We start from the raw sequence: 23,846 nt of genomic DNA, 5'->3' as shown, positions 1-23,846 counted from the left end.
CGTACTCTGGGCCCAAGGACCGTCCCGTGATCCCCGGCGGGCGCGCGACGAAAGCCGCGGCACCTCGCCGCGGTGTCGGAACAAACGCATACGACCGGTGAGCGGAAGCCCCCGCGCGCGATGCGCCGCATCCGACACCGCATGCCGATCCGCCCCGGATCACGGGACAGCCCTCAGGTTTTGTCTTCGGACCGCTGCCCGCCGCGCGACGTCCGGCGCGCACGCTCGCGGCGGTGTCGGAGCCGTCCTCGTACACCCCCGTACGAGGACGAGCCCCGCCTCGCGATCGCGCCGGCCGCACGCCCTACGGCCCGGCCTCCGGCCGGACGACGAGGGTTCGAGGACAGGACCCCACGCCTGTATGCACCGCGAGTGGGCGACGGAGACGGAGCCATGACCGACCCCCACGGATTTCTCAGGACCGGCCGCCGGTCCGTTCCCGCCCGCCCCGTCCAGGAGCGGCTGGGCGACTGGGACGAGGTCGGCGCGGGGCGGGCGAGGCTGCCGCTCGTGTCCGAACAGGCGGGGCGCTGCATGGACTGCGGCATCCCGTTCTGCCACAACGGCTGCCCCCTGGGAAACCTCATCCCCGAGTGGAACGCGTACGCGAGGAGGGGCGACTGGTGGGCGGCGGCCGAGCGGCTGCACGCGACGAACAACTTCCCCGAGTTCACCGGGCGGCTCTGCCCGGCGCCGTGCGAGGACGCCTGTGTGCTGTCGATCAACGCGGACCCCGTGACGATCAAGAACGTCGAGCAGGCCATCGCCGACGAGAGCTGGGCGCGCGGATACGCCGAGCCCCGGCCGCCGGGGCGCCTCAGCGGCAAGTCCGTCGCCGTCGTCGGCTCCGGACCGGCGGGGCTCGCCGCGGCGCAGCAGCTCACCCGCGTCGGCCACGCCGTCACCGTCTACGAACGCGCCGACCGCCTCGGAGGACTGCTGCGGTACGGCATCCCCGCGTTCAAGCTGGAGAAGTGCCGACTGGACCGCCGCATCGAGCAGATGCGGGCGGAGGGCACCGAGTTCCGCACCGGCGTACGCGTCGGTGACGACCTCGACGCCCACGGTCTCGCGGAGCGCCATGACGCGGTCGTCATCGCCGTCGGGGCCACGGAACGCAGGGAACTGCCCGTTCCGGGCCGCGAGCTGTACGGCATCCACCAGGCCATGGGCTACCTGACCCTGGCCAACCGGGTCGCGGAGGGCGACCGGGACGTCCCGGTCCTCACCGCCGAGGGCCGACACGTCGTGATCGTCGGCGGGGGCGACACCGGGGCGGATTGCCTGGGCACGGTCCTGCGCCAGGGTGCCGCGTCCGTGGTGCAGCTCGACATCAATCCCGAACCCGGTCCCGTACGCCCGGACACCGAACCCTGGCCCCTGCGCCCCAGGGTCTACCGCGTGTCCCACGCCCACGAAGAGGCCCGGGACCGGGACGGCACGGATCCGAGACGTTTCCGCGCGGCCACCCTGGGCTTCGACGACGACGGGTTTGGCCATGTGTGCGCGCTGCGCCTGGCGGAAGCGGGGCCGGGGGACCGAACTCCGAGGCCGGGCACGGAGCACGTGATCCCCGCCGATCTGGTCCTGCTCGCCCTCGGCTTCCACGGCCCGGAACGGGACGGCGGGCTGGTGCGACAGTTCGGACTCACGCTGGACGGCCGGGGGAACTACGCCCGGACCGACGCCTTCGAGGCCGTGACGGACGCCCCGCCGCCGGACGCCCCGCCCCCGGACGGGCGGGCGAGCCGCCCGGGGGCGGGGGGCGTGTTCATCGCGGGTGACGCGGGGCGCGGACAGTCCCTCGTCGTCTGGGCCATCGCGGAGGGGCGGTCCGCCGCGGCGGCGACGGACCGCTACCTGAACGGCTCCACGGCGCTCCCGGCCCCGGTGGCTCCGCACGACCGCCCCCTGGTCGCCTGAGCGCCCGGCCGCGCACCGGCCACGGAAGAACTGGACTGCCAAGACCGCGGAAGGGATCCGCTACCTGTGGGAGCATCCCGTGCTGCGCTCGCTGAACGGGTTCTCGGCGGCCCCTCCGGCACCGCGCTGTGGCTGTCGGCGCGCTCCGCGCGGCTCGCCGCCGGTGCCGAGTGGGCCACCACCCCGAAGTCGCGTACGCCACCGCGACCACGGGACGGACCGATCTGCTCGCCACCGTCCTGTGCCGGGACGACGAGCACCTCCACGACTGCCTCGCCGATCGCATCGGAGCGCTCCCGGATGTCGGCACGGTCGAGACGGCCCCGATCATCCGCACCCGCAAGCGGACAGGAGCCGTCGTACGCGACCGGGGCCGGCCGCAGGACGCACCGCACCGGTGAACGCCGCGCGCTCCGCGCCCGCGGCCGGGCCGCCGGGGCGAGGGCCCGTCTGCGGCGACGGCGTCGAAGAACGCGAGGCGTCGAAGAACGTGAGGCTCAGCCACGGAAGAATGCGCTTTTGTGCCCCCTCGTGCAGGCCGGAGGATGGCCGGGAACCGGCCCACAGGGGAGGAATCATGACGTCAGCCATCGAAACGGGTCTACTGCCCCTCACGGCGGAGGCCCGCCCCGGCGGACTCGCGGTCGGGGGCGTCCCGCTCCTCGACCTCGCGGAGCGCTTCGGAACCCCGCTGTTCGTCTACGACGAGGAGCACCTGCGCCTGCGCTGCCGGGAAGCGGTCGCCGCCTTCGGCGCGGACAACGTCGCCTATGCCTCCAAGGCGTTCCTGTGCACGGCCATGGCACGTCTGGCCCACGAGGAGGGGATGCTGCTCGACGTCGCCTCCGGCGGCGAACTGCGGGTGGCCCTGCACGCGGGCGTACCGGCCGACCGGATCGTGCTGCACGGCAACAACAAGGACGAGGCGGAACTGCGCGCGGCGATGTCGGCCGGGCTGCGGCACGTGGTGGTCGACAGCCTGGACGAGATGGACCGCATCGAGCGGCTGCACGCCGAGGAGGAACTGCCGCCCGCACGCATCCAGTTGCGGGTCGCCCCGGGCGTCGCCGCCGGTGCGCACGAGGCGATCAGGACCGGCGGCCACGACTCGAAGTTCGGCTTCGGCCTGGCGGACGGAGCCGCCGCGCACGCCGTGCGCCGCGCCACCGGATCCCCGGCGATGATCCTCGAGGGCATCCACGCCCACGTGGGCTCCCAGGTGCTGGACACCGGCGAACTCGCGGCGGGGGCCGCCGCCGTGGCCCGGTTCGCGGTGGAGACGCGCGCCCACCGGCTGACCGTCGGCGGCGGCCTCGGCGTCGCCTACGAGGCCGGGCAGAACGTGCCCTCGTTCGCCGACTGGGCCGCCGGGGTGCGGCGCGCCGTACGGGAGGCGGGCTGGCACGGCGAGGTCACGGTGGAGCCCGGGAGGTCCATAGCCGCCCGCGCCGGGCTGACCCTGTACCGGGTCGGGACGATCAAGAGGATCGAGGACGTGCGGACCTACGTCAGTGTCGACGGCGGGATGAGCGACAACCTGCGCCCCGCCCTGTACGGCAGCCGCTACGAGGTGTTCCTGCCCCGCAGTCCGCACGCGCCGCGGCCGTGGCGCGCGCGGCTGGTCGGCAAGCACTGCGAGAGCGGTGACGTGATCGTCGACGACGCCGCCCTGCCCGCCGGGACCGCCGTCGGGGACGTCCTGGCCACACCGGTCACCGGCGCCTACGGATACGCCATGGCGTCCAACTACAACAAACTGCCGCGCCCGGCGGTCGTCTTCGTCCGCGACGGCGCGGTCCGCACCGTGGTGCGCCGCGAGACCGAGGAGGACCTGCTGCGTCTGGACGTCGACGAATCCGCGGGGCCCCTGGAGCGTTACGAGCCGGTACGGCCTAGTCTGACCCGATGCTGAACAGTGCGCGACTGCTCGTCCTGCTGGAGATAGCCCGCACGGGCACCATCGTGGCCGCGGGCCGGGCCCTGCACCTGAGCCCGTCCGCGGTCTCGCACCAACTCGCCCGGCTGGAGCAGGAGGTCGGGACCGCGCTGGTGGAACGTCAGCCGCAGAGTCTGCGGCTGACGGCTGCCGGAGCACGACTGGCCGAGCACGCGCAGGCCGTGGCCGACCTGATGGCCGTCGCGCAGGACGACCTGCGCGCGCACTCCGAGGGGGAGGCCGGCGTGCTGCGCGTGGGCTTCTTCGCCTCGTCGGGCCTGGAACTGCTGCCGCGGGCACTGTCCGCCTTCGCGGCCGAGCGGCCACAGGTCGAACTGGAACTGATCCTGGGACAGCCGCACGAGACGGTGCCCGATCTGGAGGCCGGCCGGCTCGACGCGGCGGTCGTCTTCGAACACCCGCTGGACCCCTGGTGCCGCCACACGGGCGCCGACGTCGAGATGTTCTTCGACGAACCGCAACTGGTGGTCCTCCCGCTGGGGCACCGCTTCGGCCGGCGCACCGCGGTCCGGCTCGCCGCGCTGGAGGGGGAGAGCTGGATCGGGACGCACGGTGGCCGTACCGGCGAGCCGGTCCTGGAACGTGCGTGCGCGACCGAGGGCTTCCGCCCCCGGATCCGCTGCCGCACCGATCATTACCAGGTCACCGTCAACCTGGTCCGGGCCGGCATGGGCGTCGCACTCGTCCCGGCCCTCGGGCTCGGGGAGAGCACGGGCGTCCATGTCTGCCGGCTGGACCATCCCCGGCTGTACCGACGGATCGGGGTCGCGACCCGGCCCACCAACCGCAACCCGCTGCTGCGGATCTTCCTCACGGAACTGCGGTCGGCGGCCGAGGAGATCAGGTCGCTGCTGGAGATGCAGTGGTCCTGACGGGGCCGGGCCGCTCCCGCCCCGTCAGGGGGCGGAGCGGCCGGCGCAGGCCGCGAGGGTGCGGCCGACGTCCCGGACGGCGTGCACCGCGGCCCGCTCGGCGCCCGGCCCGAGCTCCGTGTCCCAGTGGGCCACCACCGCGTACGCGATCCGGCGTGCTCCGACGATGACACCGGCGTCGGAGCGGACACCGGTGTCGGTCCCGGTCTTGTTGGCCACCAGCAGCCCCCCGGGCAGCGGATCCGGGAAGCCGGGCGCGTACGGGTCGTGGTCCACCAGGGCCGGGACCAGCCCGTGATCGGTGTTGGCGCGCATCCACCCCAGCAGCCGTGCGGAGGCCGCGGGGGAGACCATCGTGCCGCGCGCCGCGTGGGTCACCAGCCGCGCCAGGTCCCGCGCGGTTCCGGTGGCGAAGACGGGCGGCACGTCCGGGCCCCGTACGTCGCGGACCTTGTCGTGGAGCGCGAGACGGCCGAGCCCGAGCCGCTGCGCCAGCAGGGCCGTGGACTCCCGTCCCACCAGCCGGAGCAGCGCGTTGGTCGCGGTGTTGTCGCTGACCGCGGCGGTCAGCCAGGCCAGGTCCTCGACGCTCCAGCCGTCCCTGCTCATCCGGCGCAGCAGCCCGGTGCCGTCCGCGCGGTCCTCGTCGAGGATCTCGACGGTCCGGCCGGGCGGCAGCTCTCCGCTGTCCAGACGGCGGGACACCTCGGCGAGCAGCAGCAGCTTCGAGGCGGACGCGACGGGCAGCACCACGTCGTCGTCGACCCCCACCGCGTCGCCGCCGTCGATGTCGACGGCGGCGACGGCCAGCGTGAGCGGCAGCGCGGCCGACCGCCGCGCCGCCGCGGCCACCTGGGACAGACTCATCGGACCCTCACCACTTCCCCCGCCCGCGCGGCGGTCGGACGGCCGTCCCTGACCGCGACCTGTCCGGCGACCACCACGGTACCGATGCCCTCGGGCGCGAGCAGCGGACACTCGAACGTGGCACGGTCGCGCACCGCGTCCGGATCGAACACCACCAGGTCCGCGACGGCGCCGTCGCGGACCACACCCCGACCGGTGAGCCCGAACCGCCGGGCCGGCAGCCCCGACATCTTGTGCACCGCCCGCTCCAGCGGCATCAATTGCCGATCGCGGGCGTAGTGACCGAGTACCCGGGCGAAGCTCCCCGCCCAACGGGGGTGCGGGCGACCGGGTTTGGGCACACCGTCCGAGCCGATCATCGACAGCGGGCCGGCCAGCACCCGCTGGACGTCGTCCTCGCGCATGGAGTGGCTGATGATGGTCACCTCGCCCCGCTCGGCCAGCAGCAGATCGCACACGTAGTCGACCGGGTCGACGCCCTGCTCGGCGGCGAGGTCGGCGACACGGCGCCCCTCGGCGTCCGGGCGGGACCGCGCGGCGGCCACCGCGATCAGGTCCCAGCCGCCGTTGCCCACGGTGTTCTCCCACCCCTCGACGCCCGTGGCGATGTCCGCCCGGATCCGGTCGCGGACCTCGTCCCGGCGCAGCCGTTCCAGCAGCGCGCCGACACCGCCCTCGCTCGCCCACGGCGGCAGCATCGCGTGCAGCACGGTGCTGCCCGCGGTGTACGGGTACACGTCGCACAGCACGTCCACGCCCTCGGCGCGGGCCCGTTCCAACCGGGGCAGGGTGCGCAGGGTGGCACCCCAGGCGTGCCGGCCCGCGGTCTTGTGGTGGGAGACCTGGAGCGCGGCGCCCGAACGTGCCGCGATCTCCAGCGCCTCCTCGAGAGCCGATTCCACCTGCGACATCTCGTCGCGCAGATGGGTGACGTAGGGCTTGCCGTGGCGGGCGGCGACCCGGGCCAGGGCGACGATCTCCTCGGTGGCGGCATAGGTGCCGGGCGGGTAGATCAGCCCGGTGGACAGGCCCGCCGCGCCCTGGGCCAGCGCCCGGTCGAGCAGCGCGCACATGGCGTCCAGCTCGTCGGGCCGGGGCGGACGGTCCTCGAAACCCATCACCCCGGCGCGCAGCGTGCCGTGGCCCACGAGCGAGGCGATGTGGTTGAGCCGCAGCGCCGGGTCCTGGCCGGCGGCGAACGCGTCGAAGTCCACCGCGGGCCGGACCGGACCGAGTCCGAACGTCACCCGGAGATGTTCGGCCAGTGCGGGCAGCCGTTCCGGCAGCGACGGGAACAGGCTGGTCCCGCAGTTGCCGCAGATCTCCGTGGTCACGCCCTGGAGCAACGGGGCGAGTCGCAGGTCGTCGGCCGGTTCCGGCACGCCGTCGCCGAGGGGCGCGGCCAGGGCGTCGGAATGGGTGTGCACGTCGATGAAGCCGGGGGCGACGGCCCGGCCGGACACGTCCAGGACCTCGGCCGCCGCGGCCGGCGTGCCCGCCGGGAGCACAGTGATCCGCCCGTCCGCCACCGCGACGTCCGCCTCGCGGGCGGGCGCGCCGGTGCCGTCGACGAGCAGTCCGCCGCGCAGCAGCAGATCCAGGGGCCGGCCCATCACAGCACCGTCGACAGGAAGGCCCGCGTGCGCGTGTGGCTCGGGGCGGTGAACAGGAGGTCCGGGCTCCCGGACTCGACCACGGCGCCCTGGTCCATGAACACGACCCGGTCGGCGACCTCGCGGGCGAAGCCCATCTCGTGCGTGACCACGACCATGGTCATGCCCCGGCGGGCCAGGTCGCGCATGACGCCCAGCACCTCGCCGACGAGTTCGGGATCGAGCGCGGAGGTCGGCTCGTCGAAGAGCATCAGATCGGGCTCCATGGCCAGCGCGCGGGCGATCGCCACGCGCTGCTGCTGACCGCCCGACAGCTGCGACGGGTAGTGGTCCGCGCGGTCCGCGAGGCCGACCTCGGCCAGCAGCTCCAGGGCCTGCTTCGCGGCCTCGGCGCGGGAACGGCCCTTCACGACGACCGGCCCCTCCATGACGTTCTGCACCGCCGTGCGGTGCGGGAACAGGTGGAACCGCTGGAACACCATGCCGATCCGCTCGCGCTGATGCCGTACGTCGCGCGGGCGCCGCTCGCGCAGGACCCGGCCGGACGGGCCGTGCTGTTCGTAGCCGATCAGCTCGCCGTTCATCCACACCCGTCCCGCGTCGATGCGTTCGAGGTGGTTGAAGCAGCGCAGCAGCGTCGACTTGCCGGAGCCGGAGGGGCCGATGACGCACAGCACCTCACCGCTGCGGACGTCGAGATCGATGCCCTTCAGCACCTCGGTCTCACCGAACCGTTTGCGGACCCCGCGGGCCCTGAGAATCACGTCGTTCATGCCGTCGCTCCCTTCCGGCCGGTACGTCCGGGCCTCAGATCGGCCAGGATTCTGCGCCGCAGCGGCGGGGCGGCTCCCGGGCTGTACCGGCGTTCGACGGCGTGCTGTCCGATGCTGGCGATCGTCGTGAGGGCCAGGTACCAGAAGGACGCCACCAGCAGCAGCGCCACCACCTCGAAGTTGGCGAGGTAGAGGTGCTGGGAGACGGTCATCAGGTCGGAGCCCGCGATGACCGACACCAGCGAGGTCGTCTTGAGCATGGAGATGAACTGGTTGCCGAACGGCGGGACGATGACGCGCATCGCCTGCGGAAGGACGACCCGGAACAGGATCTGACGGTTCGACATGCCCAGGGATGCTCCGGCCTCGCGCTGGCCGGGATCCACGTTCCCGATGCCCGCCCGGACGATCTCGGCCATGTAGGCGCCCTCGTTGATGGAGAGTCCGAGCAGGGCCGCCACGAAACCGGTGATGACCTGGTTCGACTGCCAGCTGATCAGCTTCGGTCCGTCGAAGGGGACACCGATGCTGATGACCGGGAACAGCAGAGCCAGGTTGAACCAGAAGATGAGCTGGACCAGCAGCGGGGTGCCCCGGAAGAACCACGTGTACGCACTGGCGGTGAGGCGCAGGACCGGGCTGTCGGAGAGCTGCATCACCGCGACGACGACGCCGATGACGACGCCGATGGTCATGGAGACGAGGGTGAGCTGGATCGTCACCCACAGGCCCTGGAGGATCACCTCGTCGAACTGGTACTTGACGACGATGTCCCAGTGCAGGTGGGGGTTGACGATGATGGTGTACGCGATCCACACCACGAACAGCGCGGCGGCGAGAACCGCCAGCCAGCGGCCCGGCCGGGGCCGGCGGCTCAACCGGAGGGCGAGGTCGTCGTCGGGCGCCGCCGCGCCGTCCACGGGCGCGGCGGCGGACGTCTTTTGGTGGTTCATGTCCGTTCTCACTGTCCGTCGTTGACCGTCGCCTTGGTGACGGCGCTGTCGCCGACCTTCCAGGTGTCCAGGATCTTGCGGTACTCACCGCTGTCGATCAGTTCCTGCAGGGCCTTGTGCACCGCGTCGCGCAGTCCGGACTGGCTCTTCGAGACCGCGATGCCCCACGGGGCCGTGCCGTACTGCGTCGGCAGCACCTCGTACGCGCCGCTCTTCTTCTCGGTGAACATCCTGGCGACGGGGTAGTCGACGATGGTCGCGACCGCGCGCCCGCTGTCCAGTTGCAGCAGACCCGTCGGCGCGTCCTCGCTCTGCGAGATCCGCATCTTCTGCCCGCACTTGGCGTTCTGCTCCTCGCCGATGCGGAGGTTGGAGCTGCCCTTGGCGAGCACGACGCTCTTTCCGCACAGGTCCGCGAGCGACGTGATGCCCTGCGGGTTGCCCTTCTTCGTCATGATGACGCCGCCGGTGCGGAAGTAGTCGACGAAGTCGACCGCCTGCCGCCGCTGGGCGCTGTCCGTCATGGACGACATGACCAGGTCGAAGCGGCCGGACTCCAGGCCGGGGATCAGCCCGTCGAACGCGGCGTTGGTGAGCTCCAGCTTCAGCTTCAGCCGGTCGGCGATGGCCTTGGCCAGATCGGGGTCGACGCCGGTGAGCCGGGTGGTTCCCGGTGCGTACATCTCCATCGGCGGGTACCCCACCGCGGTGGCCACCCTCAGCACCCCCTTCTTCCGGTAGGGGTCGGGCAGCACCTCGGCCGCCGGCCGGCCGTCGGCGGCACGGGAGGAACTGCCGGACGGGGCGTCGGTCTGGCCGGAACGACCACAGGCGGTGGCTGCGAGGGCGACCATGGCCAGGGCTGCCAGACAGCGCAGAGAACGAGGACGTTTCATCTGATTTCTCCCTCACGGGGTGGCGGTGCGCCGATGCTGGCAGTCGGGCCCCGGGGAATGGAAGATGATGAAGCCATTCATGCCTGACCATCGAAATCTGTACGGGTCCCCGCCGCGCGGCCGGTCCCGGAACGGGAAGGGGGCATCGCATGTCACGACCTCTCGGCCGACGGGGCCTGCTGCTGTCGGCCGGCGGGCTGCTCGCCGGGGCCACGGGCTGCTCGGGCACCTCCCGGACGGCGTCGGGACCGTCCGGACCCGCCTCCCCGCACGCGTCGCTCCCCGCGACCACCGCCTGGCGCCCGAACCGCGACGACGTGGACCCCGACGTGAAGCTGCGGGCCGTCCAGGTGGTGGAGGCGATCGGCGCGTGGCCCGCCGGACAGGGCGGCGCGGCGGCGGCGAAGCGGCGGGTGGCCGCGCTGGGGGCGGCGCCGTCGCTGGTGGACCGGGCGGGCCCGATGCGGCCCGCCGCGGACGAGGCCGCGCTCCAGGTGATCGACGCGCAGTACGGCGGAATCCTGGCGGACACGGCCAGCGTGATGGTGGCGTACCGGCAGTGGATCCCGGGCCGGGCCGGTGGCACCACCGTCGACGTACGGCTGAGCCGGGCGCGCCCCCGATGGGAGGTCACGGACTTGCGTCCGGGCCGCCCGCGCGCCGCCGCGCCCGAACTGCCCGCAGCGGCACGGCAGGTGCTCGACCACGCGCGGATCGGGCTTCCCCCCGCGGCGCAGGCCGATGTACGCAGCGGGCACATCCGTCCGGCCGCGCTGGGGGCCCTGCTGGACCTGGCCGGCACGTACCGGATCGATGTCACCGTGTTCAGCACCGGGCATCCGCTGTACGTGTTCGGCACCGACCGCCGCAGCGATCACCCGCCGGGCCGCGCCTTCGACGTGTGGCGGATCGACGGGCACCCGGTCGTCGACCGGGCGACCCCGCGGCGGCTGGTCGAGTCGTTCATACGGGACGCCGCCGCGGCCGGTTCGTACAACGTGGGCGGGCCGGTGCGGGTGTCCGGGGGCGCGACACCCAACCAGTTCTTCACCGACGACACCCACCACGACCACGTGCACGTGGGGTTCGCGGGCTGACGCCCGCGGCGCGGCTCAGGCGCGCTGGTCGAGACCGGCGCCGAGCGGCGGCCGGGGGGCGTCGAGCAATGAGCTGTCCACCTCGCCGACGCCCCAGCCGTAGGCCAGTTTGTGCACCTCCAGCACGAAGAACGAGTCGGTGGAGACGACGCCGTCGATGAGGTGCAGTCTGCGGTTCATCAGGTCCGTGAAGTGGTCGGTGTCGCGGCAGATCACCTCCGCCATCACGTCGTAGGTGCCCGCCGTCATGATCACGTAGGAGGTCTCCGGCAGCTCCCGCAGCCGTCGGCAGACCTCCTGCGCGGTGCCCGGCCGCACCCGGATGCCGACCATGGCGAACCGGTCGAAGCCGATGGTCAGCGGGTTGGCGATGCCGACGATCTGGAGGGTGCCGTTCTCCTCCATGCGCTGCACGCGGTAGCGCACGGAGGAGGCAGGGATGTCCAGTTCCTCGGCGATCTGGCTGTACGGGCGGCGGCCGTCCGCCTGGAGTGCGGCGATGATCCGGCGGTCGGTGTCGTCCAGGGGGCTGCCACCCTGCGTGCTCATGCTGTCGCTCCGGCTCCGTGCACGGCCCGCCACCGTGTGCGGGCCTGACTCTTCGTCGTACGGGCCTATCCTGCCCGGCTCAGGAGTCGAAGCCGAGGCCGAGTCGGTCCAGGGTGCGCAGCCACAGGTTGCGGCGGCCGTTCGCGTCCTCGCGCGCCATGGACCACCGGGTGGCCTCGACGCCCAGGTAGCGGACCGGTTCCGGGGGGAAGGGCACGGGCGGTCGGCGGATCATCGCGGGCCGGGTCCGCTCCGTACGCCGGCCCGCCAGCATGTCCAGCATGACCTGGGCGCCGTAGCGGGTGGCGCCCACGCCGAGCCCGGTGAAGCCGAGGGCGTACGAGACCCGGCCCTGCGCGGCGGTGCCCGCGAACATGCAGAAGCGGGTGGTGGAGTCGATGACACCGCCCCATGCGTGCGAGAAGCGGACGTCGGCGAGGGCGGGGAAGGTCTCGGCGAACTGTGCGGCGAGGGTGTCGAAGGTGGCGGGGCGCTGGGTGCGGGCCTCGTCGACCGGGCTGCCGTAGTGGTAGACGGCGTCGTAGCCGCCGAAGAGGATGCGGTTGTCGTCGGTCTTGCGGAGGTAGTGGAACTGGTTTCCCGCGTCGGTGATCCCGTGGTCGCCGCTCCAGCCGATGGCGGCGAGCTGGTCGTCGCGGAGCGGTTCCGTGGTGAGCGCGTAGTCGTAGACCGGGATCATGCTGAGGGAGAGGCGCCGGAGCAGGGGCCGGTAGACGTTGGTGGCGAGCGCGACCTGCCGGGCGCCGACCGCGGCGTACGGTGTGGCGAGCCGCACCCGCCCGGCGTGGCGGGTGGTCAGCGCGGTGACCTCGGTGTGCTCGGCGATGCGGACACCGAGGTCGAGGCACGCGGCGCGCAGGCCCCAGACCAGCCGGGCGGGGTCGAGGAGCGCGTAGTCGGGGGACCGGAGTCCGGTGGTCCAGACGGGGGAGTCGACGTACTCGCGCAGTTCCGCGCCCTCCAGCAGTCTGGTCTGCTCGCCGAACCGGTGGGCGAGGTCGTGCGCGCTCCTGAGCCCCTCGGCCTGCCAGGGGGTGGAGGCGACGGTGACCTTGCCGCTGCGGATGAATCCGCAGTCGATGCCGTGGGTGTCCAGGTCGCGGCGGAAGGCGTCGAGGTTCTCCATGCCGAGACGGTGCAGCAGCCGGGCCTCGGCGGGCCAGCGCTCGACGCCGTTGGCGAGGCCGTGGGTGATGCTGGGGGAGCAGAACCCGCCGTTGCGGCCGCTGGCCGCGTGGCCGCAGGTGTTCTGCTCCAGGACGAGGACGTCCCGTTCGGGACGCTCACGCTTGGCGAGCAGTGCCGTCCACAGCCCGGTGTACCCCCCGCCGACGACGGCGAGGTCGCACGTGGTGTCGGCGGTCAGCCGCGGCAGGGGCGCGGGGTGCTCGGGGCGGTCCAGCCAGTAGGCGGCGGCTTTCGTGTCGCGCAGGCGGCTGCGGTGGTCGGTGGGGCGCGGGGCTGCGGTGGTCATGCGGTGGGTACCTCGTGACGGGCGGCGCGGGCCGGGCCCCCGACCGGTGTGGTCGGGGCCCGGCCGACGGGCGGGCGGTCGGGTGGCGCGAAGCGGTCAGAGACTGATCACGCCGGTGCGGGTGTCGGTCATGTCCATGAGCGTCCACTTCCCGCCGATGCGGCCCCAGCCGGTGGAACGTCCGCCGGCGCCGCCGAACGGCATGTTGATGTCCCACCAGTTGTTGCTCTCGTTCACGACGACCTGGCCCACGGCCATTTCCTCGATGAAGCGGAAGGCGGACGTCATGCTGCGGGTGAAGACGGCGCCCTGGAGGCCCAGCCGGTCGTCGTTGGCGATCCGCAGCAGATCGTCCTCGTCCCGGCCGGTGATGATCGGCACGACCGGTCCGAAGGACTCTTCGCGGGACAGCAGACTGTCCTCCGGCACCCCGTCCACGACGGTGAACTCGTAGTAGAGATCGGTGGGGTGGCCCGGGGCGCGCCGGCCGCCGAGAAGGATGTCCGCGCCGCGCTCGCGGGCGTCGGCCATGTGCCGGTCCATCTTGGCCGCGACGCCCTCGTTGTTCAGCGGGCCCAGGACCGTCGCGGGGTCGAACGGGTCGCCGAGGGTGATGCGTCGCGCCTCGCGCAGCACGGCCTCGACGAACGCGTCGTGGACGTCCTCGTGCACGACGACGCGTTCGGTGGCGCAGCAGACCTGTCCGGCGCACGGGTAGGCGCCGTCGACCGCGGCCTTGGCCGCGGCCTCGACATCGGCGTCGGCGAGGACGACGAGGGGGCCGTTGCCGGAGCACTCCATGACGGAGCGCTTGAGCCCGGCGGCGGACTGGATCTTCGCCCCGGTCGCGGAGGAACCGATGAAGCCGATCGCGTGGATGCCGTCGTGGCGTACCAGTACGTCCCCGGTGTCGCCCTCGCCGGGCACGATGTTGACGAGTCCTTCGGGCAGTCCGGCGGCGGTGAACGCCTCCATCGCCCGGAGCACGGTCAGCGGGGTGTTGGCCGGAGGCTTGACGACATGGGCGTTGCCGGTGGCGAGCCCGGGGGCGACGAACTCCGCGAGCATCAGCAGCGGGAAGTTCCAGGGCGTGATGATGCCCCAGGTGCCCACCGGGCGGTGGAAGGTGAACATCCGCTTGGTGTTGTCGGTGGAGAGCAGCGTCTCGCCGTGCAGCCGAACGGCGTCCTCCGCGTGCAGATGGAACAGCTTGGCCGCCTCCTCGATGTCGGCGACCGACTCGGCGAGCGGCTTGCCCTGCTCCAGAGTCTGGAGGCGGGCGAGTTCGTCCACGCGCCGGGCGAGCTCCGTGCCGATGCGGTGACAGATCTCGGCCCGTTGCCACACGTTGGTCGCGGCCCAGGCGGGCTGGGCCGCGTTCGCGGCACGCACCGCCGCGTCGACATCGGCGGCCGAGGGCACCGGGAACGTCCCGACGAGTTCGCCCGTGGCGGGGCTGATGACCTCATGGACACGTCCGGACGCGCCCTCGGTGCGGGTGCCGTTGATGAAGAGCAGGTGCCGGTCGTCGGTCGGGGTGGTCATGCGATGGCCTCTCTGTCCTGTTCTGACCGGGAAAGGGCGTGTTAGCTCGAATGCCTCGTATGCCCGGGTCCGGTGCGAAGCGATGTGTGGAGACTCGCTCAGCAATCGGGAACTGTCAAGACTGTTGGATCAGCAATTTTGGCAGCCAGCTATTGCTTGTTCGTGAGTATTGACAGGTATTTTTTCGCTCGCCTATAACCGGGGCCCACGACATTCCTGCCGCGCCCACCGTTGCGCCCACCGTGAGGGGAACGCCATGTCATCCCAGCCCCCGAAGACCCCCGCCCCGCCCCCGTCACCCGCCCCGGACCCCGCGGCCTCGTCCGGTGCGCCCGCCCCGGACCCCGCGGCGGGCGGGGCCGCTCCGGCGCTGCCGAAGAAGATGAACTGGTTCGACGGGTTCGCGATGTCGCTGACCATGCCCGCCGCGCTCATCGCCTCGCTCGGTGCCTCCATCGGCGGCCTCGGCGCGTGGGGCGCCATCGCCCTGTGGGCGGTCTCCATGGTGCTGGCGACGGCCACCAACTGGATCTACACCGAACTCGCCGCGATGTTCCCCGACTCGTCCGGCGGGATCGCCCACTACGCGACCGAGGGCTGGCGCAAGCGCGCCCCCGTGGTGGGCCCGATCGCGAGCATCGGCTACTGGTTCCCCTGGACGACGGCCCTCGCCGTCTACTCCGGGATCATCGGCTCGTTCGTCCGGGCCCAGTGGTTCCCCGGCCAGGACTGGAGCGTGGAGTACGGACCGCTGAAGGTGGACTTCCCCATCGCGGTGGGCCTCCTCGTGATGCTGCTGCTGTTCGGCGCCGCGATGATCGGCCTGCACGTCGCGATGTGGGTCGTCTACGTCACCGGCGGCGCGCTGCTGATCCCTCTCGCCGTCTTCATCGTCATGCCCCTGCTCTCCGGGGACTGGAGCGCCCAGGGCCTGAACTGGAACCTGCACGGCGCCGCCGGACTGCGCGAGGCACTGGTCTGGCTGTACGTGATGGCCTGGACGTCGTTCGGCGTGGAGGTGTGCGCGACCTTCGCCCCCGAGTACAAGGACACCGTCCGCGACACCACCCGTGCCCTGCGCGCCGGGGTGCTGTTCTGCCTCGGCGTCTTCGTCCTGCTGCCCCTCGCCCTGTCCGGATACGTCGGCGAGAAGACCATCGCCGAGGACCCCACCACGTTCTACGTCGGCGCCTTCCAGGACCTGGTGGGCGGCGCGTCCGACCTGATGGTGGTCTTCCTCATCGCCTCGCTGCTGCTCATCATGATCACCGGCCTCGCCGACGGCTCACGGGTGCTGTACGAGATGGGCAAGGCCGGACTCACCGTCAAGCAGGTCGGGGTGCTGAACCGGCGCGGGGTGCCGGCCCGGGCGCTGCTGGCGGCCCTCATCCTGAACGTCTTCCTGCTGACGGTGCTTCAGACGCCGCTCGCCATCATCGTCACCGGCAACCTGGGATACATCCTCGCCCACGTGCTGGCGGTCTCAGGTTTCGCGCTGCTGCGCAAGGACCGTCCCGACGCCGTGCGACCCATCCGGTTGCCCGCGTTCTTCGTGCCACTGGCGTGGACGCTGGCCGCGTTCCTCAGCGTGGTGCTGGTGGTGGGCGCGACAGGCTTCTCCATCACCGGATACGGCGGCTACACCGAACTGGGCGTGGCGCTCGCCGTCCTGGTGGTCGCCGTACTGCTCTGGCTGTACCGGACCAAGGTGCAGGACCGGCACGACGAACAGGACCCACCGGTCTGATCGCGCCGTCGCGTACGCCCCGGTCCGGCCGCGCCGTCGCGCACGCCCCGAAGGCGCCGAACGAGACCCTGGGCAGCGCGTCCGCCGTCGTCTGCCACGGTGGCTCGGGCACGGTCCACGGCGCACGGGCGGCCGGTGTCCCGCAGGTCTGTGTCCCGCTCTTCGCCGACCAGCCGTACAACGCGAGGCTGGTCACCGAGGCGGGCGCGGGGCTCGCCGTCACCCCGACGGGCCGCCCCGCCGACGTGGGGGTGACGATCGGCACCGACGACGTCACCCGCATCAGGTCCGCCGCCGAACCGGTGCTCAAGGACCCGTCGTCCCGGACACGGGCCGAGCACCTGGCCGACGAGACACGGTCCACGGCCACCTGTGCGGAACTGCTCGACCGTCTCTGTCCCCGCGGCTGAACCACCGGTGCGGTCGCACCCCCGCGGCCGCACCGGTGTCCGGCACGTCCGTACGGTGGTGTTCGCGACGCGGGGCGGTGCGACAGCACACCAGCGGGCATGGGAATGAGATGCCAGCAGTATCCGAGCCCGTGATCAAGCTCGTCCGGCGCACGACCGAGCCCGTCGGGGCGCAGACCCTGCGTTCCACGGCGGCGGCGGTCATCGCGTACGTCGTGGCGCTGTGGACCCTGCCGCAACCGGCCCCCCTCACGGCACCGCTCACCGCGCTCCTCGTCGTGCAGGTCACCCTCTACGCCACCCTCACCACCGGTATCCGACGGGTGAACTCGGTCGTCGTCGGTGTGGTCATCGCCAGCGCGTTCAGCTCCCTGGTCGGCCTGAGCTGGTGGAGTCTCGGGCTGACGATCTTCGCCTCGCTGATCATCGGACGGCTGGTGCGGGTGGACGAGTTCGTGCCCGAGGTGGCGATCAGCGCGATGCTGGTCCTGGGGGTCGCGCAGGTCGCCTCCACGGCGCTGGACCGGGTGCTGGAGACGCTGATCGGCGCGGGCGTCGGTCTGCTGTTCAACCTGCTCTTCGCCCCGCCGGTATGGGTGCAGAGCGCGGGCGCCTCCATCGAGAGCCTGGCGACGGCGATGGGAGCGATGTTCCGCGAGATCGGCGAGGACGCGCACGGCCGGCTCTCCGTGGCGCAGGCGGTCGACCGCCTGCACGAGGCCCGTCGGCTGGACCACGACATCGTCGAGGTGGACGCCTCGCTGCGGCAGGCCGAGGAAGGGCTCACGCTCAATCCGCGCGTCCGGCAGGGGCTGCTCTACCGGGTCGTGCTGCGCACCGGTCTGGACACCCTGGAGATCTGCGCCGTGGTGCTGCGGGTGCTGTCGCGCACCCTGACCGACCTGGCCAAGGCCCGTACCGGGGAGGCGCTGTTCCCCGCCGATGTGGCCGACTCCCTCAGGGAACTGTTCGGACAGATGGCCGACGCCGTCGAGGCGTTCGCGGCGCTGATCACCACCCCGCTCGCGGAGAACGCCGAGGCGGCGGAGTCCCGGCTGGCCCACGCCCTCGCCGCAGGCCGCGCCACCAGGAACCGGGTGGCGGACCTGCTCCTGGAGGACGTCCGGGAACACCCCCGGCAGTGGCAGCTGCATGGGGCCCTGCTCGCCGAGATCGACCGGATCCTGGACGAGCTGGACATCGACAAGCGCACCGAACGGCTCGGCAAGGAACTCGACCGGCGCTCGGCCCAACTGCATGAACGCCACCCCTGGCTGCGCGCGGTGTCCCGCAGGCTGCGGGGCGGAGCAGGCGAGGCCCGACGGAGCTGAATCCGGGCGGGAGCGAGGCCGGTCCGCACCGGGTGCGAGTGGGACCGGGGTCGAGGACGGCACCGGACCCGAGCAGCGCCGGACCAGGCAGGGCACCGGGACGAGGCGGGGTGGGCGCGGTGCGCGCCGGCGCCGCTCACCCGTGCGGTCGGCCGGTTTCACTCCGCTGCTCCCCGCGTCGCGCCGACCGGGCCGGACCCCGGGAACGCTGGGCTCACGAACCCGCTCCCCGACGAAGAGAGATCAGCATGACCGCCTCAACCCTCACCGCCCCGCGCGCACGGACGGCCGGGCGCCTCGGGCGGACCGTCGCCGCGGCTCTCGCCGCGGTCGCCCTCGCCGTGTCCGCCGTACCCGCCGCGGCCGCAGACGGCACCGATCCGGCGGGCGGCAAACCCACGGTAGTGCTGGTGCACGGAGCGTTCGCCGACGCCTCGGGCTGGAACGGTGTGGCGCAGCGCCTGCGGAGCGACGGCTACCAGGTCGTCGTCCCGGCCAATCCGCTGCGCGGGCTCGCCGGTGACTCGGCGCACCTGGCCGGCGAGCTGAAAGGCGTCCGCGGCCCGATCGTGCTGGTCGGCCACTCCTACGGCGGTGCGGTGATCGGCCACGCCGCCGCGGGGAACGCGCAGGTGAAGTCGCTCGTGTTCGTGTCCGCGTTCATGCCGGACAAGGGCGAGTCCCTGAGCGACCTGGGGGCGCGGTTCACCGGCGGCGGGCTGAACTCGGCCCTGAGGCCGAAGCCGTTCAAGAAGGCCGACGGTACGGAGGGCACCGATCTGTCCGTCCACCCCGACAGGTTCCGCGACGTCCTCGCGGCGGACCTGCCGTCGGACACCGCCGCACGGCTGGCCGCCGCCCAACGCCCCATCAGCGGGGACGCGTTCACGGAGAAGGCGACCGCCGCCGCCTGGCGGACCATCCCGTCCTGGGCGCTCGTCGCCACCGGGGACAAGGCCGTGGCGCCGGATCTCGCCCGCTTCGAGGCCCGGCGCGCCAAGTCGCGCATGGTCGAGGTCGATGCCTCCCACAGCGCGATGATCTCGCGCCCCGACGCCGTCGCCGACCTCATCCGGCAGGCCGCGGGGGGCCCGAGCCCCGACACCTCGTCCCTGGCGTCGATGGGCACCGGCACCCTGGTCCTGGCCGGTCTCGGCGGACTCGCGGGCGTGGCCGCCCTGACCGGCCTGGGCGTCGTCGCGGTGAACCGCCGACGCCGCGCCACCGGCGGCGGACCGGATCCTGCCCTCTGACGCCCCCGCCGCTCCTCGGGAGCCGACACGCGCCGCCACGACCCGCGGGCGGCGCGCCGTTCGCGAAGGACGGCGGCACGTGCTTCACCGCGGCAGAGGAACGGCACCGTGAGACATGGGCGCCCGAGACCGCTGACCGGGAGCTCCCCGGCTCCACGATCCTCTTCTGCGAGAAGGACGCCCGGCGCCCGGGCCTTACGTCGTCCGCCGCGCGGGGAGCTCGCCCGCGCGGTCGACGGCGGCCCTGACGAGGACCGCGGAGGTGCCGACGACGGTCCCGGCCGGGCCCGCGTCCCCGGCCTCGGCGAGCACCGTGCGCTCGCCGAGGAACGCGTACGTCGTCCGGTCGAAGATCCACTGCGTCTGCCGCCCGTACGCCGTGCGCGCGACGGCGACGCCCTCGCGCCCCGCCGCGTCGGCCACCGTCCGGACCACCGTGACACCGGGGATTCGTGCGGCGGCCCGGTACAGGGCCGCCTCCACCGCGGGCGGCGCCCAGGTCTCGGCCAGCAGCTCGCCGATCGCGGTGAACGCCCGCTGGTCCGGGTCCCGGCCCTGCCCCCGGGTCTCGTCCCGGATCAGCTCCAGCAGGGCGTCCGGGTCCACGGGCAGCGACGCGACGAACCGGTGGGTGGGCTCGGTGACCGACGGACCGGCCGTGCGCGAAGCGCCGGGTCCGGGTGTCGCGCCCCGGCCGTCGAGACCGCGGCGCGGCGCGTCGGTGCCGAGCCGGGTGTCGGGCCCGCCCTCCTCGCGCAGCAGACCGGCGCGGCGGCCGTCGGCGGACGACCACACCTGCCGCCGGTGCGCCGGAGGCATCGACACCGGTCCGCCGCCGGCGCTCTGCGCGGCGTACGCCACCCTGCTCTCGACGTACACGAACTGATCGGCGCGGACCGCGGGCCGCTGCGTTCGGGCGGCGGCGAGGGCGACCCGGTCGAGGAGACGGGCCGCCTCGGGCGCGGCGGTGTGCCGTCCGGCGACCGGTGCGGCGCCGCGTTCCGGCGGGTCCACCGCCACGACGCCGACGGCCGCCAGGGCGCAGGCGAGCGCCGGTAGCGCGAACCGGACCAGATGCCGACGCGAGCGCGCGGACCGGGCGCACGCACCACCGGGGACGCGGTTGCGGGCCGCGTCGCCCAACAGCGCCTCCCGCAACAGCAGTTCCCGGTCCCGGGTCATGCCGGGGACCGGGGGAGGGGCCAAGAGGCCGGTGAGGTCCGGGTGTTCGGTTTCCTCGGACCGGTGGTCCGTAGGACGCCGGGGGGCGGTGTTCATCCGAGCTTCTCCTGAGTCAGAGGGCGGGCCGTGGAAAGGCGGTCCGGCGAGGGACGGTCGGGGACGGGGGAGGGAGGTCCGGTCCTGCGCGTGCGGAGCCGCCCGGTGATGCCCCGTAATGTCCGCGCACGGGCGGAGCTGGCCTCGGCGTCGGTCAGCTCGCGCAGCCGGGCACGGGCGCGGGACAGGCGCGACCGGACGGTGCCCACCGGCACGCCGAGCGCCTCGGCCGCCGACTCGTAGTCCAGCCCGGCCCACACGACGAGGGTGAAGACCTCCCGGTCGCGGGGGCGCAGCCGGGCCAGCGCGGTGTGCGCGGCACGCAACTGCTCGGTGTCCGCGAGGTGCGCGACGAGATCGTCCACGAAGTCCGGCACCGAGCCGCGCTCCGGGATCCGGGCGAGCGCGATGTCACGACGACGCCGCGCGCGTGCGTCGCGCCGCATGACGTTGGTCGCGATGCCCAGCAGCCACGGTCTCAGGCCGTCTCCTTCGGGGCGCAGCCCCTCCCGGCTGCGCCACGCCTCCAGAAAGGTCACCGAGACGACGTCCTCGGCCTGCGCCCAGTCGCCCGTCACCCGCAGGGCATAGCGGTACAGCACCTGGGCGTGCTCGTCGTACAGCTCTCCCAGGGCGTCGCGGTCCCCGCGGCGGAGGCGATTCCTCATGAGTGTTTCCACACTCTGCTCTGCCACTTCCGTTGCGGTCGTTCCGGTGACCTGCGCCACACATGGGCCGCAGGGCCGCTCATCCCCGGTGTGACCCAGGCCGCCGTCGACGCCCACCGCACCCACCGACCCCGTGGCGGCGTGCCCGGCCGAGCCCGCAGCCACACCTGCCCGACCCGGCCTCGTCGGGGAGTTCGCCTGCACCGGGCCACGCCCGGCGCGATGGTCGCGCTGAGCGCGGTCGCCGCTGTCGCGGGCCCGTCTCCCGCCGAAAGGTGCTGAGCCTCGCATGAACCGACCGCTGTCCGCCCTCCGCGGGTGGTTCACCGCGATCGGTCTGCTGTTCGTCGCCGCGGCGGGACTCGCGTTCGCGCGCTCGTGCACGGCGCGCTCTTCGGCCCCCGCCGGCTTTTGCTGCTCGCCATCCCCGCGCCGCAACCCGGCACGAGCCGCGGCATCAGGATCCGGAACGGGCACCACCGCTGGGGCGGGCGGACGCCGCCGCCCCTGTGTGCCGGAAGGACGGTCGGGCGCTGGCATGATCGAGGGATGAACGAGAGCATCATCGCCGCGTGTGACGGCGCGTCGAAGGGGAATCCGGGACCTGCGGCCTGGGCGTGGGTCGTGGCCGACGCGCAGGGACGGCCGCGACGCTGGGAAGCGGGCCCGTTGGGGACCGCCACCAACAACGTCGCCGAACTCACCGCGCTGCGGGAGCTGTTGGAGTCCACTGACCCGTCCGCGGCCATCGAGGTACGAATGGACTCGCAGTACGCGATGAACGCGGTGACCAGATGGCTCGCGGGATGGAAACGCAACGGCTGGAAGACGTCGGCGGGCAAGCCGGTGGCCAACCGCGAGCTGGTGGTCCGCATCGACGCCCTGCTCCAGGACCGGTCGGTGAGGTTCGTCCACGTCGCTGCGCACCGCGTGGGCGGCGACCCGCTGAACGCCCTCGCCGACCAGGCGGCGAGCGAGGCCGCGGCGACCCAGCGGCCGGACGGCACGACGCACGGTGCCACCGGGTTCCCGACCCCCGCCGCCTCGCGGGCGACCCAGGGGCGCAGCGGGCGCGCCCCGGCGGGGAAAGCGGCCGGCGCGTCCCGCTCCGGGCGGTCCGGCGGCACCATCCGGGCCAGGTACGCCGGCCGGTGCCACTGCGGCAAGCCGTACGCGGCACAGGAGATGATCGCCAAGTCCCCGAACGGCTGGGGCCACCCGGAGTGCCGCACCGTGTCCTCCTGAACGCCGTTCGCGACGGGGGTGGGCACGCCCGGCGCGGAACCCCGGGCGCGGGCGCCGGCCGGTGCCGTCGAGTCCCCGCGCGAAGGGCGCCCCGCGTGCCATGATGCGGCGGTGCCCACGGTGCTCCGCGGGTCTCGGCACGGACACGCTGGGGGGCGTATGGGAGGCACGCGCACGGTCCTGCGCGAGCTGCGCGGTGCGCAGAAGACGGCCAAGGGGGTGTCGCTGTACTCGCGGCATGTGAACAGGCCGCTGGGACGGCTGTTCGCGGCAGCCGCGTACCGCGTCGGACTGACACCCAATCACGTCACGCTCCTCAGCGCCCTGTTCACCTTCGCTTCCCTGGCCTCGGTGGCGCTCGTGCGGCCGTCCTGGGGGCTGGCGGTCGCGGTCTGCGCGGGGCTCGTGACCGGCTTCGCGCTCGACTCGGCCGACGGCCAGCTGGCCAGACTGACCGGGCGGGGCGGCCCGGACGGCGAGTGGCTGGACCATGTCGTGGACTGCGCCAAGATGATCCTGGCGCACACCGCGGTGCTGATCTCCTTCCGGCGGTTCTTCGAGCTGCCGTCCGAGAGATGGCTGCTCCTGCCGCTCGGCTTCCTGTTCGCCGCCGTGCTGACCTTCTGCGCCGGGCTGCTGCGCGAACAACTGGGCAGGGCGGCGGCGCTGGGCGGATCCACGGAGGGCGGCGGCGCCCCGGTCCGGGTCTCCCGGGCGCGGGCCGTGGCGCTGCTGCCCGCCGACTACGGGGTGTTCTGCCTGCTGTTCCTGCTGCTGGGCGACCCGGCCGCGTTCCGCCTCGGCTACGCGGTGCTCGCCGCCGCGCACGCGCTGTTCCTGGTGCTGTTCCTCGTCAAGTGGTTCAGGGAGCTGAGAGCGTTCCGGACTCCGGACTGACCAGCCTGTCCAGCACCCGGCGCAGCTGGGTGCTGGACGTGTGCACGGTGTACGGGAAGTAGACGACGTCGACGCCGACCTCGGCGAAGTCGCGCTCCAGCCGTCTGCCCCGTTCCGTGTCCCGCCAGTCGTCCCCCTTGAAGATCACGTCGAACCTGACCTGTTGCCAGGTCTCGAGCTTGTCGGGCACGGTCTCGACGAACGCGGCGTCCACGTGACGGACGCTGCGCACGATCTCCAGCCGTTCCGGCAGCGGGATCACCGGCGCATGGCCCTTCGCGAGCTCGGCCATCTCGTCCGAAACGACGCCTGCGACGAGGTAGTCGCAGTGGTCACGGGCATGCCGCAGGACGTTGAGGTGCCCTATGTGGAAGAGGTCGTAGACCCCCGGTGCGTAGCCGACCCTGTACACCATCCGTTCTCTCCCCCCACGGTGAACGCGATGCCCCGTTCCCGCGGTGGTCCTTTGGACGAGCC

The 23,846-nt window shown here is 72.9% G+C and carries 22 protein-coding genes; 11 read left to right on the top strand and 11 right to left on the bottom strand.

Annotated elements, in window-relative coordinates; translation table 11 throughout:
- The first annotated feature begins 393 nt into the window (after positions 1-393).
- The 4 genes from ACGF2V_RS09070 (at position 394) to ACGF2V_RS09055 (ending at position 4,752) form a co-directional block, all read left to right on the top strand.
- The gene (locus ACGF2V_RS09070) at positions 394-1,923 is read left to right on the top strand and encodes a glutamate synthase subunit beta (protein ID WP_362704878.1); all 1,530 of its coding nucleotides are present in this window, start codon (positions 394-396) and stop codon (positions 1,921-1,923) included.
- A gap of 170 nt (positions 1,924-2,093) precedes the next feature.
- Positions 2,094-2,324, top strand: a complete 231-nt coding sequence (locus ACGF2V_RS09065) for an Lrp/AsnC ligand binding domain-containing protein (RefSeq protein ID WP_362630353.1) — start codon at positions 2,094-2,096, stop codon at positions 2,322-2,324.
- A 176-nt stretch (positions 2,325-2,500) separates the two neighbouring features.
- Positions 2,501-3,835: a diaminopimelate decarboxylase gene (lysA, locus tag ACGF2V_RS09060; protein ID WP_362704875.1), complete on the top strand. Its 1,335-nt coding sequence runs from the start codon at positions 2,501-2,503 to the stop codon at positions 3,833-3,835.
- The gene (locus tag ACGF2V_RS09055; RefSeq protein ID WP_362704872.1) at positions 3,829-4,752 is read left to right on the top strand and encodes a LysR substrate-binding domain-containing protein; all 924 of its coding nucleotides are present in this window, start codon (positions 3,829-3,831) and stop codon (positions 4,750-4,752) included. The genes lysA and ACGF2V_RS09055 overlap by 7 nt, the downstream gene beginning before the upstream one ends.
- 24 nt (positions 4,753-4,776) lie before the next feature.
- On the opposite strand, the gene ACGF2V_RS09050 is transcribed toward ACGF2V_RS09055, so the two are convergent.
- From ACGF2V_RS09050 to ACGF2V_RS09030, 5 genes are read right to left on the bottom strand one after another with little or no spacing between them, the layout of a single operon-like run.
- Positions 4,777-5,619, bottom strand: a complete 843-nt coding sequence (locus ACGF2V_RS09050; RefSeq protein WP_362704869.1) for a serine hydrolase — start codon at positions 5,617-5,619, stop codon at positions 4,777-4,779.
- Complete coding sequence (locus ACGF2V_RS09045; protein WP_362704866.1) at positions 5,616-7,232, bottom strand: D-aminoacylase; 1,617 nt, start codon at positions 7,230-7,232, stop codon at positions 5,616-5,618. The genes ACGF2V_RS09050 and ACGF2V_RS09045 overlap by 4 nt, the downstream gene beginning before the upstream one ends.
- A complete protein-coding gene (locus tag ACGF2V_RS09040) occupies positions 7,232-8,005 on the bottom strand; it encodes an amino acid ABC transporter ATP-binding protein (RefSeq protein ID WP_362622249.1) in 774 nt (257 codons plus the stop codon). Before ACGF2V_RS09040 ends, ACGF2V_RS09045 begins: the two co-directional genes overlap by 1 nt.
- Positions 8,002-8,958: an amino acid ABC transporter permease gene (locus ACGF2V_RS09035; protein WP_362622252.1), complete on the bottom strand. Its 957-nt coding sequence runs from the start codon at positions 8,956-8,958 to the stop codon at positions 8,002-8,004. Before ACGF2V_RS09035 ends, ACGF2V_RS09040 begins: the two co-directional genes overlap by 4 nt.
- 8 nt (positions 8,959-8,966) lie before the next feature.
- Positions 8,967-9,854 carry an ABC transporter substrate-binding protein gene (locus ACGF2V_RS09030; protein ID WP_362622254.1) on the bottom strand — a complete coding sequence of 296 codons (888 nt, stop codon included), beginning with the start codon at positions 9,852-9,854 and terminating at the stop codon, positions 8,967-8,969.
- Positions 9,855-10,003: 149 nt separating this feature from the next.
- On the opposite strand from ACGF2V_RS09030, the gene ACGF2V_RS09025 reads away from it, so the two are divergent.
- Positions 10,004-10,951: a hypothetical protein gene (locus ACGF2V_RS09025; RefSeq protein ID WP_362622256.1), complete on the top strand. Its 948-nt coding sequence runs from the start codon at positions 10,004-10,006 to the stop codon at positions 10,949-10,951.
- Between the two features lie 15 nt (positions 10,952-10,966).
- Here ACGF2V_RS09025 and ACGF2V_RS09020 read toward each other — a convergent pair whose 3' ends face one another.
- The 3 genes from ACGF2V_RS09020 to ACGF2V_RS09010 all read right to left on the bottom strand — a co-directional run bounded on the left by ACGF2V_RS09020 (position 10,967) and on the right by ACGF2V_RS09010 (position 14,540).
- Positions 10,967-11,500 (bottom strand): Lrp/AsnC family transcriptional regulator, encoded by a 534-nt coding sequence (locus tag ACGF2V_RS09020; RefSeq protein WP_362622259.1) that lies wholly within the window; start codon positions 11,498-11,500, stop codon positions 10,967-10,969.
- 79 nt (positions 11,501-11,579) lie between these two features.
- On the bottom strand, positions 11,580-12,995 hold the full coding sequence (locus ACGF2V_RS09015) for an FAD-dependent oxidoreductase (RefSeq protein WP_362622261.1): 1,416 nt from the start codon (positions 12,993-12,995) through the stop codon (positions 11,580-11,582).
- A 96-nt stretch (positions 12,996-13,091) separates the two neighbouring features.
- On the bottom strand, positions 13,092-14,540 hold the full coding sequence (locus ACGF2V_RS09010; RefSeq protein WP_362622264.1) for an aldehyde dehydrogenase family protein: 1,449 nt from the start codon (positions 14,538-14,540) through the stop codon (positions 13,092-13,094).
- A gap of 256 nt (positions 14,541-14,796) precedes the next feature.
- Here ACGF2V_RS09010 and ACGF2V_RS09005 point away from each other — a divergent pair, with 256 nt between their 5' ends.
- From ACGF2V_RS09005 to ACGF2V_RS08990, 4 genes are all read left to right on the top strand, one after another.
- Positions 14,797-16,287, top strand: a complete 1,491-nt coding sequence (locus ACGF2V_RS09005) for an APC family permease (RefSeq protein WP_362704862.1) — start codon at positions 14,797-14,799, stop codon at positions 16,285-16,287.
- A complete protein-coding gene (locus ACGF2V_RS09000; RefSeq protein ID WP_362704916.1) occupies positions 16,170-16,697 on the top strand; it encodes a nucleotide disphospho-sugar-binding domain-containing protein in 528 nt (175 codons plus the stop codon). Before ACGF2V_RS09005 ends, ACGF2V_RS09000 begins: the two co-directional genes overlap by 118 nt.
- Before the next feature lie 110 nt (positions 16,698-16,807).
- Positions 16,808-18,028: an aromatic acid exporter family protein gene (locus ACGF2V_RS08995; RefSeq protein WP_362622269.1), complete on the top strand. Its 1,221-nt coding sequence runs from the start codon at positions 16,808-16,810 to the stop codon at positions 18,026-18,028.
- A 248-nt stretch (positions 18,029-18,276) separates the two neighbouring features.
- Positions 18,277-19,281, top strand: a complete 1,005-nt coding sequence (locus ACGF2V_RS08990; RefSeq protein ID WP_362622272.1) for an alpha/beta hydrolase — start codon at positions 18,277-18,279, stop codon at positions 19,279-19,281.
- 195 nt (positions 19,282-19,476) lie between these two features.
- Here the strand turns inward: ACGF2V_RS08990 and ACGF2V_RS08985 are convergent, their stop codons facing one another.
- Positions 19,477-20,559, bottom strand: coding sequence for a CU044_5270 family protein (locus ACGF2V_RS08985; protein ID WP_362704859.1), 1,083 nt, complete (start codon positions 20,557-20,559; stop codon positions 19,477-19,479).
- Entirely contained in the window at positions 20,556-21,227 is a 672-nt protein-coding gene (locus tag ACGF2V_RS08980) for a sigma-70 family RNA polymerase sigma factor (protein ID WP_362704856.1), read from the bottom strand. The genes ACGF2V_RS08985 and ACGF2V_RS08980 overlap by 4 nt, the downstream gene beginning before the upstream one ends.
- A 549-nt stretch (positions 21,228-21,776) precedes the next feature.
- Here ACGF2V_RS08980 and ACGF2V_RS08975 point away from each other — a divergent pair.
- Positions 21,777-22,472, top strand: a complete 696-nt coding sequence (locus ACGF2V_RS08975) for a ribonuclease H (RefSeq protein WP_362704854.1) — start codon at positions 21,777-21,779, stop codon at positions 22,470-22,472.
- A gap of 159 nt (positions 22,473-22,631) precedes the next feature.
- A complete protein-coding gene (locus tag ACGF2V_RS08970; protein ID WP_362704851.1) occupies positions 22,632-23,369 on the top strand; it encodes a CDP-alcohol phosphatidyltransferase family protein in 738 nt (245 codons plus the stop codon).
- Here ACGF2V_RS08970 and ACGF2V_RS08965 read toward each other — a convergent pair.
- On the bottom strand, positions 23,335-23,784 hold the full coding sequence (locus tag ACGF2V_RS08965) for an adenylyltransferase/cytidyltransferase family protein (RefSeq protein ID WP_362622286.1): 450 nt from the start codon (positions 23,782-23,784) through the stop codon (positions 23,335-23,337). The two genes, ACGF2V_RS08970 and ACGF2V_RS08965, sit on opposite strands and share 35 nt — an antisense overlap.
- Positions 23,785-23,846: the final 62 nt, after the last annotated feature.

Origin of the sequence: Streptomyces sp. NPDC047982 (assembly GCF_043204165.1) — a bacterium.
Classification (GTDB): domain Bacteria; phylum Actinomycetota; class Actinomycetes; order Streptomycetales; family Streptomycetaceae; genus Streptomyces.
The sequence above is the reverse complement of the archived record's forward strand: the minus strand, read 5'-3'. Positions and strand labels throughout refer to the sequence as shown.

Excerpts from the sequence above, each read along its gene's own strand:
- ACGF2V_RS09070 (WP_362704878.1), top strand. The coding sequence starts at position 394 with ATGACCGACCCCCACGGATTTCTCAGGACCGGCCGCCGGTCCGTTCCC.
- lysA (WP_362704875.1), top strand. The coding sequence starts at position 2,501 with ATGACGTCAGCCATCGAAACGGGTCTACTGCCCCTCACGGCGGAGGCC.
- ACGF2V_RS09055 (WP_362704872.1), top strand. The coding sequence starts at position 3,829 with ATGCTGAACAGTGCGCGACTGCTCGTCCTGCTGGAGATAGCCCGCACG.
- ACGF2V_RS09050 (WP_362704869.1), bottom strand. The coding sequence starts at position 5,619 with ATGAGTCTGTCCCAGGTGGCCGCGGCGGCGCGGCGGTCGGCCGCGCTG.
- ACGF2V_RS09045 (WP_362704866.1), bottom strand. The coding sequence starts at position 7,232 with ATGGGCCGGCCCCTGGATCTGCTGCTGCGCGGCGGACTGCTCGTCGAC.
- ACGF2V_RS09040 (WP_362622249.1), bottom strand. The coding sequence starts at position 8,005 with ATGAACGACGTGATTCTCAGGGCCCGCGGGGTCCGCAAACGGTTCGGT.
- ACGF2V_RS09035 (WP_362622252.1), bottom strand. The coding sequence starts at position 8,958 with ATGAACCACCAAAAGACGTCCGCCGCCGCGCCCGTGGACGGCGCGGCG.
- ACGF2V_RS09030 (WP_362622254.1), bottom strand. The coding sequence starts at position 9,854 with ATGAAACGTCCTCGTTCTCTGCGCTGTCTGGCAGCCCTGGCCATGGTC.
- ACGF2V_RS09025 (WP_362622256.1), top strand. The coding sequence starts at position 10,004 with ATGTCACGACCTCTCGGCCGACGGGGCCTGCTGCTGTCGGCCGGCGGG.
- ACGF2V_RS09020 (WP_362622259.1), bottom strand. The coding sequence starts at position 11,500 with ATGAGCACGCAGGGTGGCAGCCCCCTGGACGACACCGACCGCCGGATC.
- ACGF2V_RS09015 (WP_362622261.1), bottom strand. The coding sequence starts at position 12,995 with ATGACCACCGCAGCCCCGCGCCCCACCGACCACCGCAGCCGCCTGCGC.
- ACGF2V_RS09010 (WP_362622264.1), bottom strand. The coding sequence starts at position 14,540 with ATGACCACCCCGACCGACGACCGGCACCTGCTCTTCATCAACGGCACC.
- ACGF2V_RS09005 (WP_362704862.1), top strand. The coding sequence starts at position 14,797 with ATGTCATCCCAGCCCCCGAAGACCCCCGCCCCGCCCCCGTCACCCGCC.
- ACGF2V_RS08995 (WP_362622269.1), top strand. The coding sequence starts at position 16,808 with ATGCCAGCAGTATCCGAGCCCGTGATCAAGCTCGTCCGGCGCACGACC.
- ACGF2V_RS08990 (WP_362622272.1), top strand. The coding sequence starts at position 18,277 with ATGACCGCCTCAACCCTCACCGCCCCGCGCGCACGGACGGCCGGGCGC.
- ACGF2V_RS08985 (WP_362704859.1), bottom strand. The coding sequence starts at position 20,559 with ATGAACACCGCCCCCCGGCGTCCTACGGACCACCGGTCCGAGGAAACC.
- ACGF2V_RS08980 (WP_362704856.1), bottom strand. The coding sequence starts at position 21,227 with ATGAGGAATCGCCTCCGCCGCGGGGACCGCGACGCCCTGGGAGAGCTG.
- ACGF2V_RS08975 (WP_362704854.1), top strand. The coding sequence starts at position 21,777 with ATGAACGAGAGCATCATCGCCGCGTGTGACGGCGCGTCGAAGGGGAAT.
- ACGF2V_RS08970 (WP_362704851.1), top strand. The coding sequence starts at position 22,632 with ATGGGAGGCACGCGCACGGTCCTGCGCGAGCTGCGCGGTGCGCAGAAG.
- ACGF2V_RS08965 (WP_362622286.1), bottom strand. The coding sequence starts at position 23,784 with ATGGTGTACAGGGTCGGCTACGCACCGGGGGTCTACGACCTCTTCCAC.